Here is a 14,052-nt window from a genome sequence, read left to right as displayed (position 1 = left end):
CCGGCAGCACACGCGGTCAGGTCAGCGCGCCGAGAGCGCTTTCATCATCTGGTCGATGTCGATGCCGCCGAGGCCGAAGTTGCGTGCGGTAAGGTCGGCCAGACGCTCGGCCGTCAGCGTTACCGTGCGGCGGATCTGCTCTTCCGTGTGGTCGCTGGTGATGAAGAAGCGCAGCCGCGCCAGCCCTTCCGGAACTGCCGGGTGGATGATCGGCAGCGCATTGACGCCTTCGGCAAGCAGGTCGTTCGACAGCTGGACTGCACGCAAGGAATCGCCAACCAGAACCGGAACGACGGAAAATCCACTCGAGAGGCCCGTGTCCAGGCCCGCTTCCTTGGCAAGCTTGAGGAAGAGGGCGCCGTTGCGGCGCAGCGCCGCCGTGCGTGTCGGCTCCCGTTCCAGAACTTCCAGGCTCGCGGTAGCCGCAGCCGCCAGCACCGGCGCAAGGCCGACGCTGTAGACGAAGCCGCCGGCCGAGGCCTTCAGCACTTCGACCAACGCTTCGCTGCCGGCGATATAGCCGCCGCAGCTCGACGTGGTTTTCGACAGCGTCCCCATCCAGATATCGATCTCGCGCGGATCGACGCCGAAATGTTCCGCAAGCCCGCGGCCGGTCTTGCCGAGAACGCCGAGCGAATGGGCTTCGTCGACCATCAGCCAGAAACCATATTCGGCCCTAAGCTTCAGAAGCGCCGGCAGGTCGGCGACATCGCCGTCCATCGAGTAGATGCCCTCGACGATGACCATGATGCGGCGATAGTCGCCGGCAACGGTGCGCAGCACGTGTTCGAGGTCGGCGACGTCATTGTGCTTGAACAGGCGTCGTGTCGCGCCCGAGAGCTTGACGCCGGCAAGGGCGCTGTTGTGGATGAACTCGTCGTGGACGACGAGGTCCTTCGGCCCCATCAGGCAGCTGATCGCCGCCACATTGGTGAGATAACCGCTGACAAAGCAGACCGCAGCATCGACGCCATAGAAGCTGGCGATCTTTTCTTCGAGCGCCACATGCACTGGGCGCTCGCCCGCGACGAGGCGGCTCGCCGACGCGGAGATGCCGAAGGTGCCGATGGTGTCGCGTGCCCGCGCAAGCACCTCCGCATGGCGGTTGAGGCCAAGATAGTCATAGGAAGCGAAGTTGATCAGCTTCCGGCCGTCGATGACGGTGGTCGCGCCCGCCGCCGTCTGGTGCGCACGATAGAACGGATTGGCAATGCCGAGCTGCTCGCTTGCGAACTTCTGCGTCATCACCTGCTTGTATTCCGGCAGGTCTTCGAAACGGGCCTGCTGCCGGCGTGCCGGCGGCGGCATCTCCCGCTCCGAGCGTGCCATGCGGTTGCGCTCGGAGGATTGATGCGTGTTTCTCATCCGGTCCAGCAGGTTCTCTTTGAGGCTGCTGGTCATCTTGGATGCGCCTGGACCGTTTCCGTTCGTGCTCATTGGCCTTGTGCTTTTTCCTTCGCCGTTCCGACGTGCCGTTGCGCAAGTTCGCTGACGATCTTGTCGTCGGCGGGTTCGGCATCGTCGCTCTGGTCGCGCTTGCTCACCTTTTCATAGAGCTTGCGCGCGACATCGCCAACCGTCGTGTTGTCGGCGACGCCGCTGAGCGGCATGTCGAAGCCGGTGTTCTGCTGGAAGCTCATGCCGAGTTCGACGGCCATGAGGCTGTCGAGGCCGATTTCCTTCAGAACCTTGCTGCGGGTGACCGTATCCTTCGATACGCGCAGGATTGCGGCGATCTCGCCGGCGACGAGATCGAAGAGAATGTCCTCGGCTTCCTGCGGCGACTTGCCCTCGATCATCGCGACGAGGTCCATCTTGGTGCCTTCGCCGCCCGTCGCATGCTGGTCGGCACTGCGCAGGATGACTTCGAAGAGGGCGTTCTTGGCGACAGGCAGATTGCGTGCCGCCGACCAGTCGATCTCCGAGATCATCACGGTTGCCGCATCGACGGTGCCCGGATCGAAGGCCAGGTGGCTTTCGACCATGTCGAGCGCCGTCTGCGCCTTCAGCGCCGTCTTGCCGATACGCTTGGCGAGGATGTCGTTCACGTCCGTGTTCTGGACCAGGTAGCCCCTGTCCGCGATCGCGCCGAAGCCGACGGCGAGACCCGCAAGGCCGCGGGCGCGACGGGCGCGGGCGAGACCTTCGAGATAGCCGTTGGCCGCGACGTAATTCGCCTGTCCGGGGTTGCCGACGAGGGTCGTCGCTGACGAGAACAGGATGAAGTTGTCGAGCTTGTCGCCGCTAGTCAGTTGATCGAGAACCGCGGCACCCTTGGCCTTGGTATCGATGACCGGCCGGTTGCGCTCGCGGTTGAGGTTGCTGATCAGCGCGTCGTCGAGCACCATGGCAGCATGGACGATCGAGCGCAGCGGCGCCACGGCGCGCAGCGTCTTGAGCAGGCGCTCCGTCGCTGCCGGATCGGTGACGTCGCAGGCATGAACCGTGGCGGCAACGCCGGCCTTCGCCCAGAGATCGATCATCGCCGTCGTCTCGGCATCCGCCTGGCCACGGCGCGAGCAGAGCGCGACCTTCGTCGCACCCTTTTCGACGAGCCAGTTGGCGGCAGCGAGGCCGAAGCCGCCGATGCCACCGACGACGAGATGCATGCCGTTCGGATCGACCTTCATGCCGCCATGCGGACGCTTGGCGACACGATGCGTGCCGGCGACCGGAGGAAGCACGACGATCTTGCCGATATGCCCGGCATTCTGCATCAGCCGGAAGGCGTTGCCGATTTCGTCGAAGTCGAAGGCACGATAGGGAAGCGGCGTCAGCTTGCCGTCTTCGAACAGTGCACCGATCTCGGTGAAGATCCGCTTGGTCAGCTTCGGCTGATTGACCAGCAACTGGTCGGCGTCGATGCCGAAATAGCTGACATTGCGGCGGAACGGCCGAAGGCCGATCTTGCTGTCGGCGTAATAGTCGCGCTTGCCAAGCTCAAGGAAGCGGCCGAACGGCTTCACCAGCGCCAGGCTCTGCTCCATGGCCTCGGCGAACAGCGAGTTGAGCACGAGATCGACGCCTTCGCCGTCCGTTACGGCGCGAACGTCGTTGACGAAGTCGAGCGAACGGGAATCGAAGACGTGATCGGCGCCCAGCATCGACAGGAAGCGACGCTTCTCGCGCGATCCTGCCGTGGCGATGACCTTGGCGCCCTTCAGCTTTGCGACCTGCAGAGCGGCAAGGCCGACACCGCCGGCGGCGCCATGGATGAGGATCGTCTCGTCAGGCTGGATCCGTCCAAGCTCGACCATCGCGTAATAGGCGGTCAGGAACGCGACCGGGACCGTCGCTGCGGCGACCGGGCTGACCGATTGCGGCAACCTGGCGACGCCGGCGCGCGAAACGACCGCGTGGGTCGAGAAGGCGGAGGACGCAATCGCCATGACGGCATCGCCGACGGTGAGGTCATCGACGCCGGCGCCGACCGCGACCACATGGCCGGAAAGCTCCATGCCGATCGTCGCGCCTGCGAAACCGTCTTCGAGCGCTTCTTCCGGCAGAAGGCCCATCGCCCACATCACGTCGCGGAAGTTGAGGCCGGTGGCCGCGACCGCGACGACGACGTCACCCGGGCCTGCCGAGGGGATGTCGCTTTCTTCCCAGACGATGCTGCCGACCTGGGAGCTGACGCGCTGGCGGATGGTTGCAGCCTTGAAGGCAGCTGTTGCTGCGTGCGCATTGTCGACCGGCCCAGGCACGGCGCGGATCTCCGAAAGCGCAGCGCCAGCGTCACCTTCGAGCAGCCATTCGCGGTTTGCTCCAGCGGCGCCAAGCAGCGGCAATGCCGCAGCCATCTGGGCAGCCGTCGCCGGCGAACCGTCGATGTCGAGCGAGTGGACGTCGAGGAACTCGTATTCGTTCTGAAGCACGCGGGCGAAGGCCCAGAGGCCGGCATTGACGCCGTCGCTTGCGACCGCTGCGCCGACCGTCCGGCTGGCGATCGGAGCGCCACCAGGCGCAACAAGCACCAGACGGGGCCGCTTGTCGTCCGCCGGCTCTGCACCGCCGATATGCTGGCGCAACGCTTCGGCAAACGTGCCGAGCGCGAGGATCTGCGTTTGCAGAGAGGCGGAATCGTCGGTACGCGACGCGGCCGTCGGCAAGGCGAGGAAGACTGCCCGAAGCGGTTGGCCCCCCAGCGCCGCGAAGGCTGGCAGGAGCGCGGCCTTGTCCGCAGTCGCATCGCCGGTCAGGCTGACGCGAACGGCTGTCTCAGACGGTTCGCGCTGTTCGTGACCGCCGATCTCCAGCAACAGGTAGGGGTTGGACGCCGGTACCGCCACGTCTGCGGCAGCAGCAGCTGTGCCATGCGCTTCGAGCAGGATGACGTTGCCGCTTGCACATTCGCGGTCGGCAATGTCGATGTCGCGCAGGTCAAGATCGTCGAGGCATTTCTGCCAGTGCGGCGCAGCCGCGAGGTTGCCGATCGGAAACTCCGCCGTCTGGCTGCGCGCGAACCAACCCTCGGACAGGCCAAGCGCGAAGTCGTTGAACAACGACGGCGCGCTGACCGCGGCGATGATACCACCGGTAGGACGCAGTGCGGTACGCAAGGCCGTGCGAACCGTCACATCGTCCTCGATCAGGCCGTAGAACCCATCGGAAGCGCTGACGGCGAGATCGAAGGCCGCAAGCGTCGCGAGTTCGCCTTTCTTGAGGATGTGTACATGGGCGTCGTTTTCGAAGGAGAGCTCAAGGCCGCGCTGGGCGTTGTCGCGTGCTTCGAACACGGTGAGGCTTGCACCATGCTTTTCGGCAAGCGTCGCCAGCCGCTTAGTGAAACCGGCGGATACGCTGCCGAGCTCGACGATGCGCAGACGCGCTCCGGCGGGCTGCGTCGAGAGCGTTGTTTCGAGCGCTTGCAGCACGAAGGCCATGCGCTGACGGCTTGCCTCCGAGTGAACCGCCTGATGGTCGATCGTGGCGTCGCTGATGAAGTTCGAGCCCGAGGCCGCTTCGTCACCCGCGTGCAAGGCGTCGATGCGGGCAAGCGCTTCCGCATAGGCGTTGTTGATCAGTACGGCTTCGACGGCGCGGTCAGGCCGTTCGCCGTAGAGTTCGCTCAGAATTTCAGACACGCTCGGCAGGTTGAACTCCTGCGCGACGGTCCAGACACCATCCTTGTGCTCACAAAGCCCGGCATCTTCGAGCACGTAGAGGCAGCTCGTCAGGAAACACTGGAACGCGAAATCGCCGGGCAGGCTGCCGCCCTGGATCGTTGAACGACCCTTGCCGAGCTTGAGGGCGATCTCCTGGCAGGCGCGGTAGATCGCGGCATTGAAGAGCAGCGTCGCGTTGTCGATGCCAGCCTCGCCGGCGGCCGGCATGGCGATCGAGACCGGTGCCAGGCTGTTGCGCAGAAGGCCCGGCAGGACGGCTTCCGACTGTACTGCCTCGTAGTGGAAGGACAGCGCGTCGAGCGTCTTGTGCTTGCGCAGATAGGTGCGGCGGAAACGGCAATCCTCGAAATGCGCGATCGGTTCGCCCGACTGGCCGAAGAAGTGGAACTTCGCCTTGATCGAGTTGGCGCTGACACGTTCGATTTCGATCATGGCGCGCGCGATCGGCAGGCCGCCGTTGACGACACGGACCGAACCGAAACGGACCGGGATATAGGGTGCGCCGCTCTTGTCGCCGGTGAAGCGGTCGAAGAGCGCCACCAGGCCGTGGAAGGTCGCATCGACCGAGATCGGGTTCAGAGCATAGCTGACCAGCGGGTGTCCGGTGGCGTCGGCCGTCTTCAGTTCTACATCGACGAGGCGATCGCCGTAGGCAACTGCTTTCGCGAGCAGCTGGAAGCGGGGACCGTAGTCGAGGCCGAACTGCCGTGCCGTTTCATAGGCGCGGCCCGGTGCCACCGTTGCCGTCTTGGCGAGGCCCGCAAGCGACGGATAGGCGCGATCCCCGGCCGGCAGCGGCTTGCGGCAGCGGGCAACCGCATGTACGGCCCAGTCGTCTTCCGACAGCCGTTCGCGCGAACGGATCTCGAGGTCGCCGGTCTCTGGCGAGAGGACGGTCGACAGCTCCATGATTTTCGTGTCGCTGAGTTCCAGCGGCCGGACGATTTCGAGATTGGTGATCTCGACTTCGTCGCTGCCGTAGAACTGCTGTGCCGCTGCAACGGCGATCTCGATGAAGCCGCTGCCCGGCAAGATCGCCTTGCCGTCCACCACGTGTTCGGCAAGGTCCGGGAAGAGATGGGCGTCGACATGGTTCTTCCAGCTGCCGCTGTTCGGATCGCTGCGCCAGCCGGTCAGGCGGTAAGGTCTGGCAATCCGGCCGAAGAGGTCGGTGGCATCGGTCGTCGCCGCCGGGCGAAGCTCGACGGGCTCGAACGGCAGGCTTGGCAGGGCGATCGATGCATTGCGCTTGCCGAAGACCCGGGTTGTGTCGACCACGGCGCCATGCGCAACGGCACGCGCCATCGCGGCCGAAATCGGATCCTGGCCGCTTTCGGCGACGTCCCTGAGCAGCGTCGGCACCACCATGCCGGGGGCGGCTGCCTGCTTGATCGTCTCCTTGACGTAGGACGACAGGATTGGGCGCGGCGAGATTTCGATGAACAGGCGGCAGCCCATCTCGATCGCGGCTTCTGCGGCCGCCTGGAAGCGGACCGGCTCGCGAACGTTCTTCCACCAGTATTCCGGATCGAGCTGCGTGCCTTCGAGTGCGGCACCCGTCACCGTCGAGAGATAGGCGAGTTCGGTGCGGCGCGGCGCGATATCGGGGATGTCCGAAAGGAAGGCATCCTTCGCCCGGTCGATGATCGGGTGGTGGAACGGATAGTTGATGTCGAGGATCTGGACCGGGATCTTCGCCTTGCGGGCGGCATCGCGGAAGGCCGAGATCTGTTCGGCCGGGCCCGAGATCGTCACGGAGTTATGGGCGTTGACCGCAGCAACGCAGAGTTCGTCAAGGCCGCGAGCCTCGGCAAAAGCGCGAGCAGCCTCTTCACCGAGCATGACGGCAGCCATCGTGCCATGGCCGGCAAGCAGGTCCTGATGCAGCGAGCGCTTGGCAACGATCGAAACCGCATCGACGAGCGACAGTGCACCGGCCGCGTAGGCCGCGGCGATTTCGCCGACGGAGTGGCCGAAAACGGCGACCGGCTTGATGCCCATGGCAACCAGCGAATCCGACAGGGCGGCCTGCACCGCAAAGAGCAGCGGCTGGGCGATCTTCGTGTCGGCAAGCTTCTTGTCGAGATCAGGATCGGTCAGGAGATCGGTAAGCGCGATATCCGAGTGGAACTTGAACAGCGCGCTGACCGAGGTGAAACACTGGCGGAAATGCAGGTTTTCACGGAAGGCTTCCACCCCCATGCCGGCCCATTGCGAGCCGTTGCCGGAGAACACGAACGCGACCTTGGCGTCGCGAGCGACGGCCTCGCCGACCTCGCCGATATCCGAGCCGGGCTTTTCCAGGTGGCTGGCGATCGCACGGACGATATCTTCGGGCTGGTCGCTACGGGCGGCAAACCGATGGCGCATATGGGTGCGGTTGGCACCCGATGCGGCGATCATCGCACGGGCTTCACTCTTGGAAGCATGCGCGAAAGCCGTCTTGTAATCCTTGAGAAGGGCTTCCAGGCTCGACTGCGTATGGGCGCTCGCGAGGAACACGTGTCCCGAGGACGACGGATTAATGGCCTTTTCATCGGCCGCCGGTTCCGGATCGCTGATGACGACGTGTGCATTGGCGCCGCCGAAACCGAAAGAGTTGATGCCGGCGAGGCGCGCGCGCTTTCCACGCAGAAGCTCGATCGGGTTTGCCGTGACGCGAACGTTCAGGCCGTCGAAATCGATATGCTCGTTCGGCGTATCGAAATGCAGCGACGCCGGCAGGTAATTGTTCTCGAGCGCCATCATGGCCTTCAGCATGCCGAAGAGGCCGGAGGCGGGTTCGGTATGGCCGATGTTCGACTTGATCGAGCCGATCGGCACGGGCGCCCGGCGCTTGGCGCCAATGACCGTTCCGATCGACCAGACTTCTGCCGGATCGCCGACCTTGGTGCCGGTGCCGTGGCCCTCGACGAAGGCCACCTGATTGGCGTCGATGCCGTTGCCTTCGTAGATCGCTCTCAGCAGATTGGCCTGGGCTTCGCGCGACGGCAGCGAAATGCCGTTGGTGCGCCCGGCCGAATTCACGCCCGTCGCGACGATGCGCGCATAGCTGCGGTCTTTTTCGCGGCGTGCGCGATCAGAACGGCGCAGCACGAAGACCACGCCGCCTTCGGCGCGCACGTAGCCGGCGCCGTCATTGTCATAGGCGCGGCAGAGGCCTTCCGGCGACAGCATGCGCGCCTGGGCGAAGCCGACGAAGGGCAGGGGGTGGGCAAGAATGTTGACGCCGCCGACGATCGCCGTGTCGATCTCGCCCGATGTCAGTGCCCGCATCGCCTGGTCGAGTGCGACCAGCGAGGAGGAACAGGCGGTATCGACCGTCATGCTCGGGCCGCTGAGGCCGAAGATATGCGAGATGCGGTTCGACACGATCGACAGCGTGTTGCCGGTCATGAAATAGGGGCCGGCCGCTGCCGGGTCCTCGACCGTCAGGTTGGCGTGGTCGAGGCTCGATGCGCCGATATAGACACCGACGTTTTCGCCGTGCAGCGACGTCGACGAGATGTTGGCGTCTTCAAGCGCCCGCCAGGCAAGCTGTAGCAGCACGCGCTGCTGCGGGTCCATATACATGGCCTCGCGCTGCGACATGCCGAAGACGGCCGGGTCGAAATCGTAGAGTTGATCCAGCACGCCGGCCGCGAAGGAATAGGTCTTCCCCTGCGTGCCCATGACGGGATGCCAGAATCGCGCGACGTCCCAGCGATCCGATGGAATGCTGGTGACGGTGCACTTGCCCTGACGTAGAAGTTTGAACAACGCCGAGGGCGATTCTGCTCCAGGGGCGAGGCATGCACGCCCAATAATCTCAACAGCCATGTATGATCGAACGCTCTAAAATGCCGTTAAAGTTGCACCTGCGATTGCGCGGCGGAGGTCGAAATGCAATCGCCAATCGTCATGCTTGTGGGCTATCCCCAGCTATATTCGTTCCGCCTCATTAGTCAGCTTTTAACTTAAAGTCCCTAGCTTTCAACCCCAAAGACTGAAGATATACACGCTGTCAACGCCAGTCCAAGTCGGATTGGGCGACAAACCACGCTCAAGGTATCGAAGGTATGACCAGAAAGACGCGGGCTCAAATAAATTGCCCGTCTTGGTCTTGGGGTGACTTGTTGTGGGACGGCGATTGTGCTTTTCAGAGACCGGCGAAATTCCCTGCCGGGGGATGATGCGGCGCGGAACCATGAGCAAAATCATGGCTGTGCCGAATGTGGAGTGTCGTAGTTGAAACGAGTCAGTGCCCTTCTGCTTTGTTCCGCCCTTGTCGGATGCCAGGCTGTGCCTGGTGAGGGGCCGCTGGCTGGGGCGATCGTCAAGGATGCCGGCCAGTCCGGCGCCGAGATCGGCCGCCAGAATGCAACGGTTTTCGACATCGTCGATGTGGACGGGCGCTCCGCGCGTCTTGTTTCCGATTATGTCTCCTCGACGCTCAATCGCCGTTTCGGTATTGGCGGCGGTGTTGGCCGCGTCGTCATCGGCGTTGGCGACCAGCTCAAGGTTTCGATCTTTGAAGCCGGCAGCGACGGCCTGTTCTCGACGCAGGACTCCAAGCAGACCAGCATCGATCTCGTCGTTCAGCCGGATGGCAAGGCTGCTATCCCCTATGTCGGTCCCGTTAAATTTGCCGGCCTGACGCTGGAGCAGGCGCGCCAGGAAATCCTGGAAGCGCTGAAGCAGAAGGCCGTCGAGCCCGACGTCATCGTCACCAGCATGAGCACGGCGTCACGCAACGTCACGGTTTCGGGTGCCGTCGGCAAATCGTCGGTGGTGCCGCTGAGCCTCGTCGACGAAACGATCAACGAAGTCATCGCCAAGGCCGGCGGCCCGGTGGCGCAGCCCTATGAAACCTTCGTCACATTGGTGCGCGGCAAGAAGACCGGAACGGTTCTTCTGAAGTCGATCATCGAGAACCCGTCGGAAAATATCCACGTCAAGCCGGGCGACCAGATCTTCGTGACGCGCGATCCGCGCCGCTTCACGATCCTCGGTGCGGTCAAGGCCAACCAGCGCGTCGAATTCGGCGCCAACGATCTCAACCTGCTCGAGGCCATGGGCCTTGCTGGCGGTGGTTCGGACTACACGCTCGACATGAAGGGCTACTTCATCTTCCGTTACGAAGAACCGGATGTGGTCATGAGCCTGCTCGGTCAGCAGCGTTTCAACGAAATGCTGCGCAAGGGCATGAAGACCGACAGCGTCGGTCGCTACCCGATCGTCTACCGCTTCGACATGAGCAAGCCGGACAGCCTGATCGTCGGACAGACCTTCCCGGTCAAGAATCGCGACGTCATCTATGCCTCGCGTCACCCGTCTGTCGATTTCTCGAAGTTCCTCAACTTCGTCGCCCAGCCGGTCGGCATCGCAAATTCCGGCTTCTCGATCGCGGACAACATCAACAATCTCGGAAACTGATTGTTTTCAACCGCATTTGTTCAAGGGCGCCGGCCATGCCGGCGCCCTTTTTGCTTATCTATCCTCCTGATCCTCGAAGCTTGCGGAACTGGCTTGTCGTTGCTCAAATTCTGTGATTGATCTTGGACTTAAATCGATTTTGGTGATCGATAACCAGTTGATCGGCCAAGAGGTGAATGATGGCGGATAAAGCGTTGATCGTCGTGGATGTGCAGAACGATTTCTGCCCGGGCGGCGCGCTCGGTGTGGCAGGTGGCGACGAGATCGTGCCGATGATCAACGGCCTGATCGGTCGCTTCGAGCATGTGGTTCTGACCCAGGACTGGCATCCGGCCGGCCACTCGAGCTTCGCTTCCAGCCATCCTGGTAAAAACCCCTTCGAAATGATCGCCATGCCCTATGGCGCGCAGACGCTCTGGCCGGATCATTGCGTGCAGGGCAGCGTTGGCGCCGAATTCCATCCGGCGCTCGAATGGACCCGCGCCGAGCTTTTGATCCGAAAGGGTTTCCGCCCTCAGATCGACAGCTATTCCGCCTTCTTCGAGAACGACCGCCGGACGCCGACCGGTCTTTCCGGCTATCTCAGGGATCGCGGGATCAAAAAGGTGACGCTCTGCGGGCTCGCGACCGATTTCTGCGTCGCTTTCTCCGCGCTCGACGCGGTGACGCAGGGCTTCTCGACCTCGGTCGTTCTCGACGCCTGTCGGGGCATCGACCTCAATGGCTCGCTTCATGCCATGATCACGCGCATGCGTGACGCCGGCGTTGAGCTGAATTAGCCGGGATGATCTAGCCTCGCCCAAGAGGAAGGAGCAATTTCACCGATGACGAAGACCGATATCGCCAGGCGCGTCTACAATCACGCCTGGAAGCTCGACCCGATCGTGCGCAGCCTGCTGGACACGGATTTCTACAAGCTCCTGATGCTGCAGATGATCTGGCAGCTCTATCCGGATGTCGACGCGACGTTCTCGTTGATCAATCGCACGAAGACGGTGCGGCTTGCCGACGAAATTGACGAGCAGGAACTGCGCGAGCAGCTCGATCACGCGCGCGAGCTGCGGTTCTCCAAGAAGGAAATGATCTGGCTTGCCGGTAATACGTTCTATGGCCGCAAGCAGATCTTCTCGCCGGAGTTTCTCGCCTGGCTCGCGAAATTCCGCTTGCCCGATTATGAGCTGAAACGGAGCGACGGCCAGTTCGAGCTGACCTTCCGCGGCCGCTGGGCGGAGACCACCATGTGGGAGATCCCGGCGCTGGCGATCATCAACGAGCTACGCTCGCGCTCGGCGATGAAGGGCCTCGGCCCGTTTACCCTCGATGTGCTCTATGCCCGCGCCAAGGCAAAGATGTGGTCCAAGGTCGAGCGCCTCAGGCAGTATCCGAACCTCAGGATTTCCGATTTCGGCACGCGCCGCCGCCACAGCTTCCTTTGGCAGCGCTGGTGCGTCGAGGCGCTGAAGGAAGGGATTGGCAGTTCGTTCTCCGGTACCAGCAACGTGTTGCTCGCCATGGACAACGATCTGGAAGCGCTTGGCACCAACGCACACGAATTGCCGATGGTGGCCGCGGCCCTTGCCCGCAACGACAAGGAACTGGCTGCCGCCCCCTACAAGGTGCTGCAGGACTGGAACCAACTCTATGGCGGCAATCTCCTGATCGTGCTGCCCGATGCTTTCGGCACAGCGGCGTTCCTGCGTGATGCGCCGAAATGGGTGGCGGACTGGACGGGCTTCAGGCCGGACAGTGCGCCGCCGATCGAGGGCGGTGAAAAGATCCTCACCTGGTGGAAGAAGATGGGTCGGGACCCCCGGGAAAAGCTGCTGATCTTCTCCGACGGTCTCGACGTCGACACGATCATCGAGACGTACCGCCACTTCGAGGGGCGCGTGCGCATGAGCTTCGGCTGGGGCACCAACCTCACCAACGATTTCGCCGGTTGCGCGCCGACAGAAATCAGCGGTCTCAGCCCGATTTCGATCGTCTGCAAGGTCAGCGAAGCCGATGGCCGGCCGGCGGTAAAACTCTCCGACAATCCGCGCAAGGCGACCGGTGACCCGGCCGAGGTCGAGCGCTACCTCAAGTTCTTCGGCTCACAGGATTTCGTGGAGCAGGCGGTCAAGGTCTGACCGCCAAGTAACGCAAGCAAGTAACGCCAAGTACGAAACAGGTGCATCAAAAAAAGAAACCGGCAGAAGCCGGTTTCAAAAGGGGATCAAAGATGTTGCGATTGTCCATCATCGCAATGTCAAATCTGGCAGTGGAATCTTAAGGTCGCGTTAATCTGCCAACCTGCCGTTGCATTTTGCTTCTCTAGAATACGAACATGTAGAGAAGGATGATGACGATGAGCGGCACGCCCATAAGCCAGAGAACGATACCTTTCATTGAGAAGCCTCCGCGTTGCTGCCTTTGAGACGGTAACGCGGCGAAGGCGGATACGTTCCCGATGTCAGCCAGCCAAGCTTCGTATCAATTGATTGATTGGAGCCGAGCCTCCCCTTTACTCAAGAAGCAGGCCTTGTCGAAAAGCCGGAGATCGAGCGGGTTCGGCATACGGATATCGTCCAGGTCCGGAAATCGTCTCGCGGTGGCTTCGAAGGACCGATCGATCTGCGAGATGAAGACGATGATCAGCCCGCGTTGCCGCGCGAATGCCCTCAATTTGCGCACCTGATCGCCAAGCGCAGGGTTCTCACGCCGCTGATCGAGAAGCTGGAGGTAATCCACCACCACAAGCGTGCCTGGCGTCGCCGTCGACAGCCTGTCAACGATATGGTCGGCACTGATCGTGTCGGAGCAATCGATCTCGAATAACGACGCAAACTGGTCGTAGTCGGCCTTGATGGCGGTAAAGCGCCCGATCACGTCCGCAACGGTGTATTCCAGCGTGAAGAAGAAGGCTCTGTGGCCGGCCCTCATCGCCTCAACAGCAAGCGCGAGGCCTCGCAGCGTCTTACCCTGGCCGGGACGCGCGCCGAGGAGAACGAGATCGCCGGGGTCGAGCTGCGAATGCTGGATTGGCGTTTCGATACCCGCCGCCGCATGTTTGGCAGCAAGCAGGCTCCAATTGCTGTAACCCTCTTGCACCGCGATGCGATCGAGCGCCTCGTGCAAGGAAATGGCTTCGCCGCGGCATAGGCGTTTCGCCTTGCGTTTCAGATGGTAGATCGGCGCAGTCAGTTTCATCGGTAACCTCCTGATGCGAGCAACCTTCGCAATCCCTCCTTATGCGCAATGCTCGAACAGTCGGTTCGATGATGGATGGCCCCGCATGAAATCTGCTTTCCCGATCGGAGGGGGGAGGCGTGGGCGCGCCCGAATCGAAGTGTAGCGCAGAGGACGTACCAGGTGAATGGCTGTCGGTGGACCGAAAAGGGTAAGGCGTGAGCCACTGAGCCGTCATGGGTGACGCGGGCAAATGTTCGGATGAGGCGGCTTGCAGATGGCAACCGACGGAACATTGCGAAGCGCTTCGCACGCGAATAACCGATTGTATCTCTTGAGAGAA

At 62.6% G+C, this 14,052-nt stretch carries 6 protein-coding genes; 3 read left to right on the top strand and 3 right to left on the bottom strand.

What is annotated here, in order from left to right; genetic code table 11:
* Positions 1-21 precede the first annotated feature (21 nt).
* Both OKW20_RS04565 and OKW20_RS04560 read right to left on the bottom strand, forming a co-directional pair.
* Positions 22-1,437 carry an aminotransferase class I/II-fold pyridoxal phosphate-dependent enzyme gene (locus tag OKW20_RS04565; protein ID WP_043613128.1) on the bottom strand — a complete coding sequence of 472 codons (1,416 nt, stop codon included), beginning with the start codon at positions 1,435-1,437 and terminating at the stop codon, positions 22-24.
* Positions 1,434-8,945, bottom strand: a complete 7,512-nt coding sequence (locus OKW20_RS04560) for a type I polyketide synthase (protein WP_429170500.1) — start codon at positions 8,943-8,945, stop codon at positions 1,434-1,436. Before OKW20_RS04560 ends, OKW20_RS04565 begins: the two co-directional genes overlap by 4 nt.
* A gap of 408 nt (positions 8,946-9,353) precedes the next feature.
* On the opposite strand from OKW20_RS04560, the gene OKW20_RS04555 reads away from it, so the two are divergent.
* The 3 genes from OKW20_RS04555 to pncB all read left to right on the top strand — a co-directional run bounded on the left by OKW20_RS04555 (position 9,354) and on the right by pncB (position 12,670).
* Entirely contained in the window at positions 9,354-10,541 is a 1,188-nt protein-coding gene (locus OKW20_RS04555) for a polysaccharide biosynthesis/export family protein (RefSeq protein WP_034797015.1), read from the top strand.
* Between the two features lie 179 nt (positions 10,542-10,720).
* Positions 10,721-11,320, top strand: a complete 600-nt coding sequence (pncA, locus tag OKW20_RS04550; protein ID WP_429171146.1) for a bifunctional nicotinamidase/pyrazinamidase — start codon at positions 10,721-10,723, stop codon at positions 11,318-11,320.
* Positions 11,321-11,365: 45 nt separating this feature from the next.
* Entirely contained in the window at positions 11,366-12,670 is a 1,305-nt protein-coding gene (pncB, locus tag OKW20_RS04545) for a nicotinate phosphoribosyltransferase (protein WP_043613125.1), read from the top strand.
* Between the two features lie 343 nt (positions 12,671-13,013).
* Here pncB and OKW20_RS04540 read toward each other — a convergent pair whose 3' ends face one another.
* A complete protein-coding gene (locus OKW20_RS04540) occupies positions 13,014-13,730 on the bottom strand; it encodes a DNA helicase (RefSeq protein WP_429170497.1) in 717 nt (238 codons plus the stop codon).
* Positions 13,731-14,052 lie beyond the last annotated feature (322 nt).

The organism is Ensifer sp. LBL, assembly GCF_050435225.1.
Taxonomy (GTDB): domain Bacteria; phylum Pseudomonadota; class Alphaproteobacteria; order Rhizobiales; family Rhizobiaceae; genus Ensifer.
The sequence above is the reverse complement of the archived record's forward strand: the minus strand, read 5'-3'. Positions and strand labels throughout refer to the sequence as shown.

What these genes read in the sequence shown, in the direction of transcription:
- OKW20_RS04565 (WP_043613128.1), bottom strand. Translation starts at nt 1,437, where the DNA reads ATGAGCACGAACGGAAACGGTCCAGGCGCATCCAAGATGACCAGCAGC.
- pncA (WP_429171146.1), top strand. Translation starts at nt 10,721, where the DNA reads ATGGCGGATAAAGCGTTGATCGTCGTGGATGTGCAGAACGATTTCTGC.
- OKW20_RS04540 (WP_429170497.1), bottom strand. Translation starts at nt 13,730, where the DNA reads ATGAAACTGACTGCGCCGATCTACCATCTGAAACGCAAGGCGAAACGC.
- pncB (WP_043613125.1), top strand. Translation starts at nt 11,366, where the DNA reads ATGACGAAGACCGATATCGCCAGGCGCGTCTACAATCACGCCTGGAAG.
- OKW20_RS04560 (WP_429170500.1), bottom strand. Translation starts at nt 8,945, where the DNA reads ATGGCTGTTGAGATTATTGGGCGTGCATGCCTCGCCCCTGGAGCAGAA.